Consider the following 14,984-nt stretch of genomic DNA (forward strand, 5'->3'; position numbering starts at 1 on the left):
ATGACCATCCGACCCTGGAAAATCGGCCTGATCGCCGCGCTGGGCCTCGCGTGTTTCGCGCCGGCGCAGGCGGCGTCAAAATTCATCGCCCTGTGTTACCACGAAGTCGTTCACAATGAGGGCGCGACCGACCCCTTTGCCGTCGACACGCGCGGCCTCGTCAACCAGCTCGAATGGCTGCGCGCCCGCGGCTACAGCTTCGTCGGCATCGACGACGTGCTCGCCGACCGCGAAGGCCGCCGCCCGCTTCCCGACAAGGCGGTGCTGCTCAGTTTCGACGACGGCTACCGCAGCGTGTACAAGCACGTCTTCCCCATCCTCAAGCTCTACAAGGCGCCGGCGGTGGTCTCGCTGGTCGGCGGCTGGCTCGACGCGCCGATGGGCCACACGGTCAAGGACACTAAGCTCGCGCGCGAAGGCTTCTTGCTGCCCGGCGAGATCCGGGAGATGCAACAGAGCGGCCTGATCGAGTTCGCGAGCCACAGCTACGAACTGCACCGCGGCATCACGGCCAACCCGCAGGGCAACCAGCAGCCGGCGGCGACGGCGCTCGGCTACGATGGACGGGGCTACGAAAGCCCGTCCGCGCAACTGCAGCGGATCGACCGCGACCTGGCTCACAACAGCGCCGCGATCGAGCGCCTCACCGGCAGGAAGCCGCGCGTCATGGTCTGGCCCTACGGCAGCTACACCCGGCCGCTGCTCGACATCGCCCGCAAGAACGGGATGCCGATCACGCTCACGCTCAACAACGGCATCAACGAGCCCGACACGCCGTTGGCCGAGTTGAGCCGCGTGCTGGTCGGCGCCGACATGACGCTGACCGACTTCGCCGAAGAGATCCTCGTCCGCGAGCGCGAACCCGGCGGCATCGCGGCGTCCTGGACCCGCGCGATGCATGTCTCGCTCGACCAGGTCTACGACCCGGACCCGGCCGCCCAGGAAAAGAAGCTCGGCCAACTGCTCGACCGGGTGCTGGCGATGGGGGCGAGCGCCGTCTATCTGCGAGCCGATACCGACCGCGACGGCGACGGCCGCGCCGACGCCGTCTACTTCCCGAACCGGCGCGTCGCGGTGAAGGCAGACCTGTTCAACCGCGTCGCCTGGCAGCTCAGGACCCGCGCCCACGTGCAGGTCTACGCGGCGCTGCCGCTGGCGGCCTTCGAGCTGGCCGGCGCGTCGCCCTCCGATAGCGACAGGCGCGCCGCGCGCGAGCTGGTCGAGGACCTCGGCGTCTCGTCCCGGTTCGCCGGCCTCGTCCTGAGCGACGATCCGGCCCGCCCGGGGTTGGCCGAGCCCGGCGCGGCCGCACTGTTCGATCTGGCCGGCGAGCTGTTCGCCGCCGCGCGGGCGTATCAGCCCGAGCTCAAGTCCGTCGTCACGCTGCACGCGGGGAAACTGGACGACGAGCGGGAAACCCTCCGCTTCTCGGAGGCTATCGCCAAGGCGCTGTCCCGCGCCGACTACGTCGAACTGCAGCCGCAGGCAGCCGTCTCCCCCGGCCGGCCCTGGATGGAGCGGGCATTCGCCGCCGCCGGGTCTTCGCAAAAAACCGTGTTCGCGCTGCCGAGCCGCGCCGTTGACAGCGGCGATCTGGCGCGGGCGGTGGCGACCCTCCACCTGCTGGGGGCGCGGCACATCGCCTACGGCCCCGACGACGTCGCCAACGACCTGCCCCGGCTGGCGGTGATGAGGCGGGCCTTCTCGCTGCGCAGCCAGCCCGAACGATGACAAGAAAACGCGACCATGTTTCCGCTTCCCTTTGACCTGCTGCACTGGCTATGGGCCGCCCTGTTGGGCTACGCCTTCTATTACCCGCTTTTCATGGCTTATCTGTGGATGGCGGGCGCCCTTCATTACTACTTCCACTACGAAAGGAAGGAGCCGCCGCTGGACGCGCTGCCCGAGCTGGACTATCCGCCGATCAGCATCCTGATCCCGTGCTTCAATGAGGAGGACAGCGTCGAGGAGACGCTGCGCTACGCGCTGGCGGTGGACTATCCGGAATTCGAGGTCATCGCGATCGACGACGGCAGCTCCGACGCCACCGCCGGCCTGCTCGACGAAGCCACCCGGCGCGAACCGCGGCTGCGCGTCGTCCACCTCGCGCAGAACCAGGGCAAGGCCATCGCGCTGAACACCGGCTGCCTGCTGGCGCGTCACGAACACCTGGTCTGCATCGACGGCGACGCGCTGCTCGAACCCAACGCGCCCAAGTGGCTGGTCCGGCAGCTGATCGGCAGCCCGCGCGTCGGCGCGGTCACCGGCAACCCGCGGATCCGCAACCGCTCGACCCTGTTCGGCAAGGTCCAGGTCGGCGAGTTCTCGTCGATCATCGGCATCATCAAGCGCGCGCAGCGCACCTACGGCCGGCTGTTCACGATCTCGGGCGTGATCGCCGCGTTCCGGAAGACGGCGGTCCGGCAGGCGGGGTACTGGAGCGACGACGTGCTGACCGAAGACATCGACATGAGCTGGAAGCTGCAGCTCGCGCACTGGGACGTGCGCTTCGAGCCGCACGCGCAGGCGTGGATACTGATGCCGGAGACCTTCCGCGGGCTGTGGAAGCAGCGCCTGCGCTGGGCCAAGGGCGGGCTGCAGGTGCTGCTGCGCAACGCGGGCGCGCTGTGCAGCTGGCAAAAGCGCCGGATGTGGCCGATCTACGCCGAATACCTGTTCAGCCTGGTATGGGCGTACGTGATGATACTGCTCGTCGTGGTGTGGCTGGCCGGGATGCTGTTCCCGCAGATCGGCTGGATGCAGATCTCGTCGCCGCTGGTCCCGGGCTGGCACGGAATGGTGCTCGGGATGACCTGCCTGCTGCAGTTCACGCTCAGCAAATGTCTCGACCGCCGCCACGACCACGGGATCGGCCGCAACTTCTTCTGGATGATCTGGTACCCGCTGGTCTTCTGGACCATCCATATCGTCACGACCGTCGTCGCGCTCCCTCAGGCGGTCGCGCACGGCCGGGGGCTGAGGGCCCGCTGGACGAGTCCCGACAGGGGGGTCAGGGCATGAAGAGGACCATCATCAACGTCGAACACCGGCTCGGGCACACCCATCGCGTCGTCGCGCGCTCGCTCACCGCGCTGCTGTGGCTGGCGTGGGGCTATCTGTGCCTGCCCTTCCTCAGCCTGTTGGCGTGGCTCGCCGGCATCGAGCTTTTCTACCGGGAAATGCTGGTGCGCAACGACGTCGACAAGCTGCTCGACCTGCTTTTCGTCTACGCGATCGTGGTCGGCGCGACCAGCAGCGTCCTGATCCTGTGGGCGCGCGTCAACTACCTGCGCTTTCGCAACCGCGAAAGGAGGCGACGGGCGCCCGACGCATCGCTCGAGGAGTTCGCCGGCGACTACCGCGTCCCGCCCGCCGAGCTCGCGGCGACGCAGCAGCGGCAGATCGTCACCGTCCATCACTCCGATCACGGCCATATCGTCAGGATCAGCCGGCATTGATTCCGGATCCGAGCCGCCCCGAGGGGCGGCCTTTTCCTGGTGCTTCGCGGGTCGCCGGGCAAAGCGGCTTTGATCTTCGGGAAGGAATGCGCGCCGTCCCGCCGGCCGGTGTGCACCGGCCTACGCCCTCGCCGGCCCGGCCCGGCCGGCCTCCGCCATGAGGGTGTTCCACACCTTGCACAAGGCATCGCTTATGACTAGCTTAATGACATGTTTGAAGATATCTGGGCACTCACATGGGAAACGATATCAGGCTCGAGCTCCCTGACAACCTGTTTGTGCGACACCGCTTGCATCAGGAGGGGGCCCTGCACTTCCGGCTGGACAAAAAGTTCCGTCAAGTTCTGATCGCCCCCCACCCTGCGGGCGCCGAACCGCAGCTGCCCGAGCGCTCGCCTTTCGCGTTGTGGGAAACCAGCGCACTGGTCAGTTACTACAGCCAGCTGATTCCCACCTTCGCCGGCGGCCGCCTTCGCGCCGAACAGTTGACGCTCCTGTGCGAACGGCTCGCCGCGTCGGCCCGCCAGTCACGCGATGGCGTGGTGGCCGCGATCCTGCTGTGCCCATGGCAAAACTATGTCGCTCACCATGCGGTCAATACGGCTTTGTTGGCCTGCCAACTGGCCGATGCGCTCAAACTCTGCGCGGAAGAACATCGAGTGTTGATGTTGGCGGCGTTGGCGATGAACCTCGGCTCTATCGCGCTGCACAACGAAATGGCCCGGCAAGAAGGGCCGCCCAGCACCAGCCAGCGCCAGCTGATCGATATTCATCCTTTCGTGGGTTCCGCACTGTTGCGCGAAGCCGGCCTCGACGATGAACGGCTGCACCGGATCGTGCTGATGCATCATGAGCGCCATGACGGACACGGCTACCCCTTCCGGCTGAAGGGGGACGAGATCGATCCGTTGGCCCACCTCCTGCACGTGCTGGACGTCACGACCGCCAAGTTGATGCCGCGCAGCTATCGTCCGCGCATACCCGCTCAACGGGCCCTCGCCCAGTTGTACACCAATGCCAATGAGAAATTCGATCCGCGCTATACCACGCAGCTCGTCAAAGCCCTGGGAGTGTACCCGTCGGGGAGCTTCGTAAAGCTCGAGTCGGGCGAAACCGCGATCGTCGTGGCCCAGACCGATCACCTCCATGAACCTCAAGTCGCCACCCTGCGGAGCCGTTACGATTTGATCGCCTCGGCAACGCCCGGCCAGCGCATCGCCAAGAGCGTCACAGTAAAGGTCGATGAGCGCCACCTTTCCAAGCTCGCGCCCTTCTGGGGCCTGCAATAACGATTTTCTTGTGAACAGCACATAGGCTCGATGAGCTTCGTGTTCCCCGTTCGAACCGGGGAAAAATCCGGATGGCCGGCCCTGCTTCGGTCTCTTTATCGCCCATGCATCGACATGACATTTTTCACGACGAACCGGGGGGGGGATACCCCATGCTTTGGATACCCGCAGAACCCGGCACCTCCCCTACCGGCGGGCCTCGCACTGGTCGCGCCTACGGCAAGAAAGGACAAGCCATGCTAGGGATGGTATTTACCGAATTCGTGGAAATGGTGGAGTCCGCCTTCTCGTCCGAGCTAGCCGACGCCATGCTCGTGGCCGCAAAGCTCCCGCATGGCGGCTCTTATACCGCAGTGGGCTATTACCCCCACGAAGAAATTGTCCGGCTCGTGGCCGCCTTGGCCCGCCTGACCGGCGAGCCCGCAGAAGGGCTGGTGCAAGCCTTCGGCCGGCACCTCCTCAAGGTCTTTTCCACGGCCCATCCGGCCTTTTTCGCCAGCAAGGTCAATGCGTTCGACTTGCTGGCCTGCGTGGACGCAGAAATTCATCGGGAGGTACGCAAGCTGTATCCGGACTCGCAGCTCCCCACCATTGAAGTCATCGGACGCGATGCGCAATCGATCACTTTGCAGTATCGCTCGCCGCGTTCAATGGAGGCGCTGGCGCTGGGACTGATCGAGGGTACCGGCCTGCACTACGGAACCCCGTTGACGATTACCCAAAGCAAAGCCCGTGACGCGGATGACACGACCCTGTTTCATGTAGCGCTCACGGAATAAACGGAATAAGTGGCATGCCACCACCCTCCACCACGCTCAGCCCTCCCGGCCTTGGCCCCGACGTTCTGGAGCGCCGGCTACTGCGAGAGCGTGCGGCGCGCAAGGCCGCCGAGCAGTTGCTCAACAGCAAAAGCCTGGAATTGTACGAGGCATCGCAGCGCTCTTCCCATGCGCAAAGACTCCTGGAATTGGCGCTTTGGGCAAGCAGCGAATCGATCTGGGAGTGGTCGGCGGAACACGACCTGTATGTAGTCAGGACCTTTCCCGACACCGACAGCCCGCCGGCGGTACGCCACGGCTTGCTCCGCGAATTCATGGGCGGCCTTCATCCCGAAGATCGCGACAAAGCCCGCGTGAGTTGGCAGAGGCATGTCGCCGGAGCCACGGATGTGCTCGAGATCGCGGTACGCCATCGAGGAGACGAAGGTTGGCGCTGGCTGCGCATCCGGGGCAAGGTCGTCGAATGGGGCGCCGACCGGCAGGCCGTCAGGGTGGTCGGAACCGTCAAGGACATCACGTCCCACCGCGATGCCGAGCATTCGTTCCGCCTGATGGCTTCGGCCTTCGCCAGCTCGCGCGATGCCATGACCGTGCTCTCGGAAACATGGCAGATCATCGAGGCGAACAAGGCCTTCCAGCAGCTGGCCCTCGCCGAATCCTACCCGATCGAGGGCGCGCCCCTGTCGCATTATCTCGAGCTGCCGGCCGAGCTGCTCGACGAGGTTGGGCAAAGGGGTTATGCGCAACGCGAAAGCCGCTTTCGCACGCACCGTCTCGATCAGATCCCGGTGGAGGTCACGTTGAGCCGCTTCGTCGCAGGGGACGGTGCCGCGTCCTACCTGATTGCGACCATCCGCGACATCACGGATCGCAAGCAAGCCGCAAGCGAACTCGAACGGATCGCTCACTTCGACGCGCTCACCCAACTCCCCAACCGGGTCTCCCTCCAGCTGGAGCTCGCCCGCCGCCTGCAGCATATCTCGCCCGAACAGTCTCAGGCCGTCTTGTTCCTCGACCTCGACGGCTTCAAGGAAGTCAACGATTCCCTCGGGCATGACGCGGGTGACGAACTGCTGCGGACCATGGCGCGCCGGCTGCCGACCCTGCTGGGCCCCAAAGACATGCTGGCCAGGTGGGGAGGCGATGAGTTTGTCGCGTTGCTCGCGATCGAGGGCGCCGCCGAGCGGGCACAAGAGATCGCGCAGCTCATTCTTTCGACATTGAGCCAGCGCATGGAAATCCGGGGGCACGGGATCAGCGTTTCCGGCAGCATTGGCATCGCCCTAGCACCGCACGACGGCCAGGATGTGGAAACCATCCTGCGCCATGCCGACGCCGCCATGTATGCAGCCAAGCACGCAGGCAAGAATCGCTGCGCCGCCTATCACAAAGCGATGACCGCCGATGCCCTGTGGCGCGTGACGCTTCTTGCCCAGTTGCGGGCAGCCGTAGAGCAGGACGGCCTGGATTTCGTGTTGCAGCCTAAATTTTCCGCCAGGGGCACGATCGTCGGAGCCGAACTGCTTGCGCGCTGGAATACCAAGCAGCACGGAACGATTTCCCCATCGCTCTTCATTCCGCTTGCGGAGCAAAACGGCCTGGCGGCACCACTCGGCCGGCTGGCGATCCAGAAAGCCGCACAATACGCCGCCACGCTGGCGCAAAACGGCCACCCCATTCCTGTGGCCGTCAACATTTCGCCGCTGCAGGTCCTAGACGACCAGCTCGCCAGCGTGCTGCAGGAGGCCTGCCGCGCCCATCGCATCGAACCCGCCCAACTCGAGCTTGAGGTCACGGAGTCGATCTTCCTGCAGGACTCGGACACGCCGGTACAACGTCTCATGGCACTACGCGAGAAGGGCTTTCCCATTGCGATGGACGACTTCGGGACGGGCTACTCGTCGTTGGGCTACCTGCGCCGCTTGCCGTTCGACACCATCAAGATCGACCGTAGCTTCCTGGTCGATGTGGACCAGGATGAGAAATCGAAACGGCTCCTGATTGGCATCGTCAACCTGTGCTCGCTTCTTGGCGTTCACACCGTCGCGGAGGGCGTGGAAACCGCCGAGCAATTCCACCTTCTGCAAGAGCTAGGCGTCGTCCATTACCAGGGTTTTTTCCTGGCCCGGCCAATGCCGCTAAAAGGGGTGCTGGCCTTGCTTGCCGTCCATTCGACAATGGCCGATAGCCGAGTAAAGCCGGGGATGCAAAGAGATTAATAGCAGCGCCAAATCTCGAGAAAACGACATTATCAAGCCATCTTGCATGCATCGATTCAATGGCCTAGAAAAACTGTAAGACGTTTATTTGGCGGATGGATCCATCATGTTTACAGTCAACTATTACAAGCATTTCTTGTATCGGACGCGAAGGCCATACCGTCATGGCTGCAAGCGATGGGGGCAGGAGCCTTTCTGTTCCATGCCACTCAGGCACCACGAGGCGAGTTCCTCGACACCGCCTTCTCTTCCAGTGCATTGATTTTTTCCTGAATAGACCAGGCATTAACCTGAACCGTCTCGCCTCGACACACGGAACCGTCTTCCCCTTAAAAACCACGGTCTCACCTCACTCGGCGCGGAGGAAATTATGCCAGCATCCATAGATGATATCCGGACGGCGCAGCAGCGCTTCCTGATAGAAAATCCCCATGTGCAAAAAGAGCTCTATGCGATTACGCCGTTTTACGCAGAGTTCATGGGAGAGGATCTGGAGCAGCTGCGGCAATATCATCTTGCCACGACGATGGAAAGATCGGCCTGGGCAAAAAACATGGACATGATCGAGTATCAGATCCTATTTGGCGTAGACGACCCCCGTAGAGCGAAACCGCCTTCGCATCGCCCGCCACAAGGAAATGGCCGATGCGCTGGGATATGATTGGGAGGACTACCTCGCGCTGAATTGGGTGAAGCTCGAATGAGCCCCTTTTCGGACGGGGAAATACCGTCAGAAAAACAGCCGGTCACCGCATAAAAACACGAGCCGCGATGCCGCAGGATTAGCGCTGCTCAATAAGGACTCGGGCCGGACTCGCAAGGCGACGGGATGCCTTCGCGTCTGCCCTGGGAACTTGCTTTTTGGCGGTGCGCGCCCTCCCGTCCCACCATAAGCCGTACGGCCCGAAGCGCCGGGCTTCAGCCTTTGCACGCCACGCAGTTCTTGCCCGCCATCTTCGCCCTATACATCGCGGCATCCGCGCCGGACAGCACCGCATCCGGTGACAGGTTTTGGGTCGGCGTGAAGATGGCGATGCCTATGCTGGTCGATATCGATACGGCATGGGTAGAAACGATGGCCGGCACGGAGACATTGGCGACGATTTTCTTCGCGAGCGCTTCCGCCTCTTTAAACGGCTCCTTCAGCCCTTCCAGGATGATGGTGAACTCGTCGCCCGCCAGTCTGGCGACCGTATCGGTCTTGCGCACCGAGGCCTGCAGCCGTTGGGCGAACAACTGGAGGATCTGGTCTCCGACATCATGGCCGTAAGCGTCGTTGATCTGCTTGAAGCCGTCGAGGTCCATGAACAGGACGGCGCCGGCCTTGTCGTTGCGCTGGGCCCGATCAATCGCCTGCTGCAACCGGTCCATAAAGAGACGCCGATTGGGCAGATCGGTGAGCGCATCGTAGGTCGCTTCGCGCTGCAGCGTCGCCTCCAGGCGTTTACGCTCGGAAATATCGCTGAACGCGACCACGGCGCCGATGCGCTGCCCCTCCCGGACGATGGGGGAAGCGCTCGCCTCGACCGGTAGCGGACGGCCATCCTTGCGCCAGAAGGTTTCTTCGCCACGATGGAGCCGCCCGGAGCGCAACACCTTCAGCATTTCGCTGGCTTCGGGAAGCAGCGGCGATCCATCGGCATGCATGTAATGGAACAGGGAATGGGCCTTCTGGCCGAGCATTTCATGCTCGGCCCGGCCCAGCAGCCGGCAGGCTTCGGGATTGGTGAATATGATCCGCCCGTCTTCGTCCAGCACGTACACCCCCTCCGCCAAGGCCGAGGCGATCTCGAGGATTCTCGCCTCGCTTTCCTTCAACGCCTCAGTGCGCTCCTTGACCTGCGTTTCGACCCTGGCGGTATGACCGCTCGCCAGCATCAGCAGCGCCCCCAGCAGCCCTATGCCCAGCGTCCCGGCGGCGAGCACGACCCAGCCCTGCCATCCGCGATGCTGGGCAAGATAGGAAGGCTTCGGCGCCGTTTCCAGCAGGTAGTGACGGCCGCCGAATGACACGCGCTGCTGGAACAGCGCGGCGCCGTCCGGCATGAAGAAGCTGTTGTAGAGGGTACGGCGCGCATCCGTGTCGATCAGCCGGACGCACAGCAATGCCTGCGACCCGGGCAGCAGTTTTTCCATGAAGTCGGCGACATGGAGGACGACGAGCACCACCCCGCCGAGCCCATCGCCCGTTTTGACGTTCAGCAGCAGGAGCAATCCCCCCTGCTGCGCCAGCACCAGCCGGAGCGGCACGCTGGCGATAACCGAACCCGTCCGGGTCGTCTTGCCGATCGCCTCCCGGCGATCCGGCAACGACGCCAGATCGAAGCCCGAGACCGCCTGGTTGCCGATCCATGGCTCCGTGAAGGTGACCGGATAGAAATAGTCCCGCCCCCGCGCGCGCCTGAAGCCGTGCCCGTCGCCGAGCTCGCGAATTTCAAAGCCGGGAACGTCTCTGCCCTGCGCCGCTTCGAAGGCCTGCCGCTGCGATGCCTCGACGCGCGGCGCCCAGTCGATCGCCTGAATCATCGGAAAGCGCTGCAGCGCCTTTTGGGTAAAGCGGCGGAATTTCTCGCGGGTGATATTCCCGCCGTTGACGAACAGGCCTTCGGTCTGCTCGAGCAAGGACGCCTGCTCTTCCAGCCGATGATGGAAATTATTGGCCAGCCGCTGCGACTGGACCCGGAACTCCATGAGCGAATCGCCTTCTTCCCACCGGCTAACATTGATGAAGAGGGCGACGAGCAAGGCACAGGCCGCCAGCATCGGCACCGCGACCGTCATCGCCCTTTTCCGCCACAATGCCCGCGGTTCGCCCGCGACGACCAGCGCCAGCGGCAACATGACCAGCACGCCCAGCATGTCGCCTATCCACCAGACAAACCAGCTCATGGCAAAACTGCCCGCCGGGATGACGCCGAGCGCAACCAGACAGGATACCGACAGCGTGGCGCTGACGAGGCAGATCACAGGGGAAAGGAACAGGAAGAAGAGCACCTCGCGCGCGCTGTCGAACGGTGCCGGGTAGGCTACGGCCTTACGCAGGCACCAGCCCCCCACGCCCGCCTGCAGCGTCGACGCCAGCGCGATCAGGCATGCCGCGCTCAAGCCCAGGACGGTCAGCCGATCGCTGCTCTCGTACCCGATCCAGACGTTGAGCAGCAAAGAACCCAGCAGAATCCCGGGGAGGGTGCGCTTCCCCCCCATGAAGGACGCCGCGACCGCGATGCCGGCCGGCGTGAATATTGCAGACGCATATCCTGGAGGAATGGCCAGCCATAGACTCAGCTTGCCCGTGCCGATATAAGCGGCGACCAGGAGCAAGGTGAGCCAGCCGAGAGGCTGCGTGCGGCTAGGGACCGCCATATCGGGAGCGGACTGTTTGCTTGCGGGTCGACGCTTCGTGTCCATCTCTTGACCTTGCTGTACGGCATTCATTCCGGATGAACTGTCGATATTATCAGCTCGGCCCGGCGACACGCATAAATCGTCCCCGCCGCCGCCATCGCCTTCCCTCCGCGCACCTTTGCCGCCATTTTCTGTCCAACCGCCATACCGGGAGGAGAGCCATCATGAGCGCACGGTCTCTTGTCGCAGGCATGGGCCTGTTCATCGCGCTGGCGCCGGCCGTCCGGGCGGAAGTCACGGTCGAGTTCGTCGAACCGCAGCGCTACACCGACGGCTCGGAGGACGGCTATCGTTACGATCGCGGCACGCTTGACGCGCTCGAGCGCCATCTCAAGGCCCTCGGCCAACGTTGCCTGAGGGAGGGCGAGACGCTAGAACTGCGCGTCCTCGACGTCGACCTCGCCGGGCGCTACGAATGGTGGCGGCCAGCGGCTTACGACGTCCGGGTGATGCGCGACATCACGTGGCCGAGGCTGGACCTCGAATACATGTGGCGCGATGGCGACGGCCGGGTCCTGGGTCGGGCGCGCGAGCGGGTCTCGGACATGAATTATCTGTGGCGCAGCCCTTACGTGCGCAACGACCTCAATTCTCTTCCCTACGAAAAGGCGATGCTGCGCGACTGGTTCGACCGGCGCTTCTGCCGCGGCTAACTGTTCGGACCTTATGACGCCCCGAAGGCCGGTCGAATCGACCGGCCTTTCTGCTCCCTTCCCTCATCCCGGTCATCGCCGCCCGCCCGCAAGGCCGGAATCCGAAGCTTTCTGTCGCGGCTGGCTAACGACACGGACGAGCCGCGCCATTTAGCATGCCAGAGCCATCAACCGGCACCGCATGCACTGTCGGCGCGACCCGGCCGCGTGCGGACTCCCAAAAAATGCCCGAGACCTAGAGGAGATTCTGATGAACCTTGCCCATACCGTACTGGCGCTCGCGATCCCGCTCTGCTTCGCTCACGGCGTCGCCCACGCCGCGCCGGAGCTCGCCACCGCCGGCCACGTCAAGGCCGCCGCGCCGGCCAGCAACGCCTGGGTCGAGATCGACAAGGCGGCGTTCGAACACAATATCCGCACGCTGCAGTCCGAACTGAACGGCAAGTCGAAGATCTGCGCGATCCTGAAGGCCGACGCCTACGGCCACGGCATCGGCCTCTTGATGCCGTCGGTGATCAAGATGGGCGTGCCCTGCGTCGGCATCGCCAGCAACGAGGAGGCGCGCGTGGTGCGCGACAGCGGCTTCAAGGGCCGGCTGATGCGCGTGCGCACCGGCTCGCTGCAGGAAGTCGAAGCCGGACTGAAGTACAACATGGAAGAACTGGTCGGCAACGCCGACTTCGCGCGCCAGGCCTCGGCCATCGCCCGCCGTCACGGCCGCACGCTCAGCGTGCATCTGGCGCTGAACTCGGCCGGCATCAGCCGCAACGGCCTGGAGCTGTCGAGCGATGCGGGCAAAGCCGACGCGCTGGCGATCGCCAAGCTGCCGTCGCTGAAAATCGCCGGCATCATGACCCACTTCCCGGTCGAGGAAAAAGACGACGTGGTGAAGGGTCTGGCGGTGTTCAAAGAGGAGGTCGACTGGGTGATCAAGGAAGCCCGCCTCGACCGCAAGAAGCTGACCGTCCACTGCGCGAACTCGTTCGCGACGCTCGAAGTGCCCGAGGCGCGCATGGACATGGTGCGCCCGGGCGGCGCGCTGTTCGGCGACACCGTGCCGTCGCACACCGAGTACCAGCGAGTGATGCAGTTCAAGTCCCGCGTCGCCTCGGTCAACCGCTACCCAGCGGGCAACGCCGTCGGCTACGACCGCACCTACACGCTGAAGCGCGATTCGCTCTTGGCCAACCTCCCGGTCGGCTATTCGGACGGCTACCGCCGCGTGTTCACCAACAAGGCGAGCGTGCTGATAGCCGGGCAGCGCGCGCCGGTGGTCGGCAAGGTGTCGATGAACACGCTGATGGTCGACGTGACCGACATTCCGGGCGCGAAGAGCGGCGACGAAGTGGTGCTGTTCGGCAAGCAGGGCAAGGCCGAGATCACGCAGGCCGAACTCGAGGACTTCAACGGCGCGCTGTTGGCCGACCTGTACACGGTGTGGGGCAACTCCAACCCTAAGGTCCTGAAGGCCCGATAAGCCGCGGCGAGCGATCCCCCGGCGTCATGCGCCGGGGCTGGTGGCCTACTCAACGCGATTGGCGCGATAATCTGCCCTTTCTATTCCAGACAGGAGCACATCGTGCGAATGATTACGGGGCTTCTCGCCTCCTCCCTGCTCAGCTTGCCGGCGCTGTGCGCCGCGCAGACCATCGACGAAGCGCTGCTGGCGGCGCAGATGGCCTATCAGCAGGCCGACGGCCAGTCCGGCCAGTCCGCACTACGGCTGAAGTCGGCCGAGTCGGCGCTGACGCAGGCGCAGCAGCGCCTGGCCGATGCGCAGAACGCCGTCACCCGCGCCGAATCCGAACTGTCGGCCGCGAAGAGCGCCGAAGAAGTCGCACGCCGCCGGCTGGCGGCCAGCGCCGACTCGTTGAAGTCGGCGTGGGCGCGCAAGGAACGCACCAACTAGGCCCATGCAAAAGCCCGCCAAACGGCGGGCTTTTTTGATGGCACCCAGATGAACGCGTCAGGGTGTGTTCGCCCCCCTCAACACTTTCAGCCTTTCGGCGTCGGCCGCCGCGCGGGCGCGGATCTGCGTCATGTCCTGCCGGCGCTGCACGATCTTCGCGTCGAGCGCGGCCAGCTCCTGGCGCGCGCCGGCCTGCTGCGCCGCAGGCTGCCGGGCCAGCTCGGCCAACTTCGCCGCCTGCGCCTGGCGCTGCGCGCTCAGCGTCTTGAGCACCGCCTCGCTCTCGGCGAGCTTGCGGTCGCGCTCGCGCTCGACGTCGGCGGCGCTGCGATAGCTCTCCAGCAAGGCCCGGTCGTGGTGCCGCGCCTCGATCGCGCGCTGCTCGGCTTCCTTGGCCGCCGCCTCGCGCGCCTCCCGCGCCTGTCTTTCGGCCGGGCTCTCCGCCTGCCGCGTGACGCGACCGTGGCGGTTCAGCTCAGACATGCCCTGCTGCGGCAGCTGCAGCGGCGGCTTGTCGCTGTACTGGACCTTGCCGTTCTCGTCGACCCACTTGTAGAGGCCGGCTTCGGCAATAATCGGCGTCAGCGCGAGCGTCGCGGCGAACAGCAACGCGCGGCGCATCAGGCCTTGACCCCGTACTCGGCGCGGTAGGCTTCGACCGCCGCAAGGTTGGCCGAGAGTTCCGGGCTGTCGGCGAGGAAGCCGAGGATGTCGTCGAGCGTCGCGATCGCGACCACCGGCAGGCCGTACTGCTGTTCGACTTCCTGCACCGCCGACAGCGCGCCGGTGCCGCGCTCCATCCGGTCGAGCGCGATCGCCACGCCGGCCGGTTCCGCGCCCGCGTCGCGGATCAGCTTGACCGATTCGCGCACCGCGGTGCCGGCGGTCATCACGTCGTCTACGATCAGCACGCGGCCTTTGAGCGGCGCGCCGACCAGCGTGCCGCCCTCGCCGTGGTCCTTCGCTTCCTTGCGGTTGTACGCGAACGGCAGGTTGCGGCCGCCCTCGGCCAAGGCCATGCCGGCGGCGGCCGCCAGGATGATGCCCTTGTAAGCCGGGCCGAACAGCATGTCGAACTGAAGGCCGCTGGCGTTGATCGCCTGCGCGTAGAAGCGCGACAGCTTCAAGACGCTGTCGCCGTCGTTGAACAGGCCGGCGTTGAAGAAATACGGCGACTTCCGGCCGGACTTGGTGATGAACTCACCGAATTTCAGCACCTGCTTATCCAGGGCAAAACGAATAAAATCCTGACGAAAATCGCTCATTACCTAC

The 14,984-nt window shown here is 64.7% G+C and carries 13 protein-coding genes; 10 read left to right on the forward strand and 3 right to left on the reverse strand.

Features of this window, described 5'->3' with window-relative positions:
- The 7 genes from pgaB (at position 1) to DWG20_RS03890 (ending at position 8,406) form a co-directional block, all read left to right on the forward strand.
- Positions 1–1,731, forward strand: coding sequence for a poly-beta-1,6-N-acetyl-D-glucosamine N-deacetylase PgaB (gene pgaB, locus DWG20_RS03860; protein WP_115432564.1), 1,731 nt, complete (start codon positions 1–3; stop codon positions 1,729–1,731).
- A gap of 15 nt (positions 1,732–1,746) precedes the next feature.
- Positions 1,747–3,021 (forward strand): poly-beta-1,6-N-acetyl-D-glucosamine synthase, encoded by a 1,275-nt coding sequence (pgaC, locus tag DWG20_RS03865; RefSeq protein WP_115432565.1) that lies wholly within the window; start codon positions 1,747–1,749, stop codon positions 3,019–3,021.
- Positions 3,018–3,458 (forward strand): poly-beta-1,6-N-acetyl-D-glucosamine biosynthesis protein PgaD, encoded by a 441-nt coding sequence (pgaD, locus tag DWG20_RS03870; protein WP_115432566.1) that lies wholly within the window; start codon positions 3,018–3,020, stop codon positions 3,456–3,458. Before pgaC ends, pgaD begins: the two co-directional genes overlap by 4 nt.
- Positions 3,459–3,694: 236 nt before the next feature.
- Complete coding sequence (locus DWG20_RS03875) at positions 3,695–4,747, forward strand: HD-GYP domain-containing protein (protein WP_115432567.1); 1,053 nt, start codon at positions 3,695–3,697, stop codon at positions 4,745–4,747.
- Positions 4,748–4,983: 236 nt separating this feature from the next.
- Positions 4,984–5,526 carry a heme NO-binding domain-containing protein gene (locus DWG20_RS03880; RefSeq protein WP_181880967.1) on the forward strand — a complete coding sequence of 181 codons (543 nt, stop codon included), beginning with the start codon at positions 4,984–4,986 and terminating at the stop codon, positions 5,524–5,526.
- A gap of 14 nt (positions 5,527–5,540) precedes the next feature.
- Positions 5,541–7,745 carry a putative bifunctional diguanylate cyclase/phosphodiesterase gene (locus DWG20_RS03885; protein ID WP_115432569.1) on the forward strand — a complete coding sequence of 735 codons (2,205 nt, stop codon included), beginning with the start codon at positions 5,541–5,543 and terminating at the stop codon, positions 7,743–7,745.
- Between the two features lie 370 nt (positions 7,746–8,115).
- Positions 8,116–8,406 carry a DUF6388 family protein gene (locus tag DWG20_RS03890; RefSeq protein WP_115432570.1) on the forward strand — a complete coding sequence of 97 codons (291 nt, stop codon included), beginning with the start codon at positions 8,116–8,118 and terminating at the stop codon, positions 8,404–8,406.
- 257 nt (positions 8,407–8,663) lie between these two features.
- Here the strand turns inward: DWG20_RS03890 and DWG20_RS03895 are convergent, their stop codons facing one another.
- On the reverse strand, positions 8,664–11,153 hold the full coding sequence (locus tag DWG20_RS03895; RefSeq protein WP_181880968.1) for a diguanylate cyclase domain-containing protein: 2,490 nt from the start codon (positions 11,151–11,153) through the stop codon (positions 8,664–8,666).
- 161 nt (positions 11,154–11,314) lie between these two features.
- Between DWG20_RS03895 and DWG20_RS03900 the strand changes: the two genes are divergently transcribed.
- The 3 genes from DWG20_RS03900 to DWG20_RS03910 all read left to right on the forward strand — a co-directional run bounded on the left by DWG20_RS03900 (position 11,315) and on the right by DWG20_RS03910 (position 13,712).
- Complete coding sequence (locus DWG20_RS03900) at positions 11,315–11,803, forward strand: DUF3016 domain-containing protein (RefSeq protein WP_115432572.1); 489 nt, start codon at positions 11,315–11,317, stop codon at positions 11,801–11,803.
- A gap of 250 nt (positions 11,804–12,053) precedes the next feature.
- Positions 12,054–13,280, forward strand: a complete 1,227-nt coding sequence (gene alr, locus DWG20_RS03905) for an alanine racemase (RefSeq protein WP_115432573.1) — start codon at positions 12,054–12,056, stop codon at positions 13,278–13,280.
- Between the two features lie 102 nt (positions 13,281–13,382).
- Positions 13,383–13,712 carry a hypothetical protein gene (locus tag DWG20_RS03910; protein WP_147289911.1) on the forward strand — a complete coding sequence of 110 codons (330 nt, stop codon included), beginning with the start codon at positions 13,383–13,385 and terminating at the stop codon, positions 13,710–13,712.
- Between the two features lie 57 nt (positions 13,713–13,769).
- On the opposite strand, the gene DWG20_RS03915 is transcribed toward DWG20_RS03910, so the two are convergent.
- Positions 13,770–14,333, reverse strand: coding sequence for a DUF4124 domain-containing protein (locus tag DWG20_RS03915; RefSeq protein WP_115432575.1), 564 nt, complete (start codon positions 14,331–14,333; stop codon positions 13,770–13,772).
- Positions 14,333–14,977: an orotate phosphoribosyltransferase gene (gene pyrE / locus DWG20_RS03920; protein ID WP_115432576.1), complete on the reverse strand. Its 645-nt coding sequence runs from the start codon at positions 14,975–14,977 to the stop codon at positions 14,333–14,335. Before pyrE ends, DWG20_RS03915 begins: the two co-directional genes overlap by 1 nt.
- Positions 14,978–14,984: the final 7 nt, after the last annotated feature.

Source organism: Crenobacter cavernae (assembly GCF_003355495.1).
GTDB classification, from domain to species: Bacteria; Pseudomonadota; Gammaproteobacteria; order Burkholderiales; family Chromobacteriaceae; genus Crenobacter; species Crenobacter cavernae.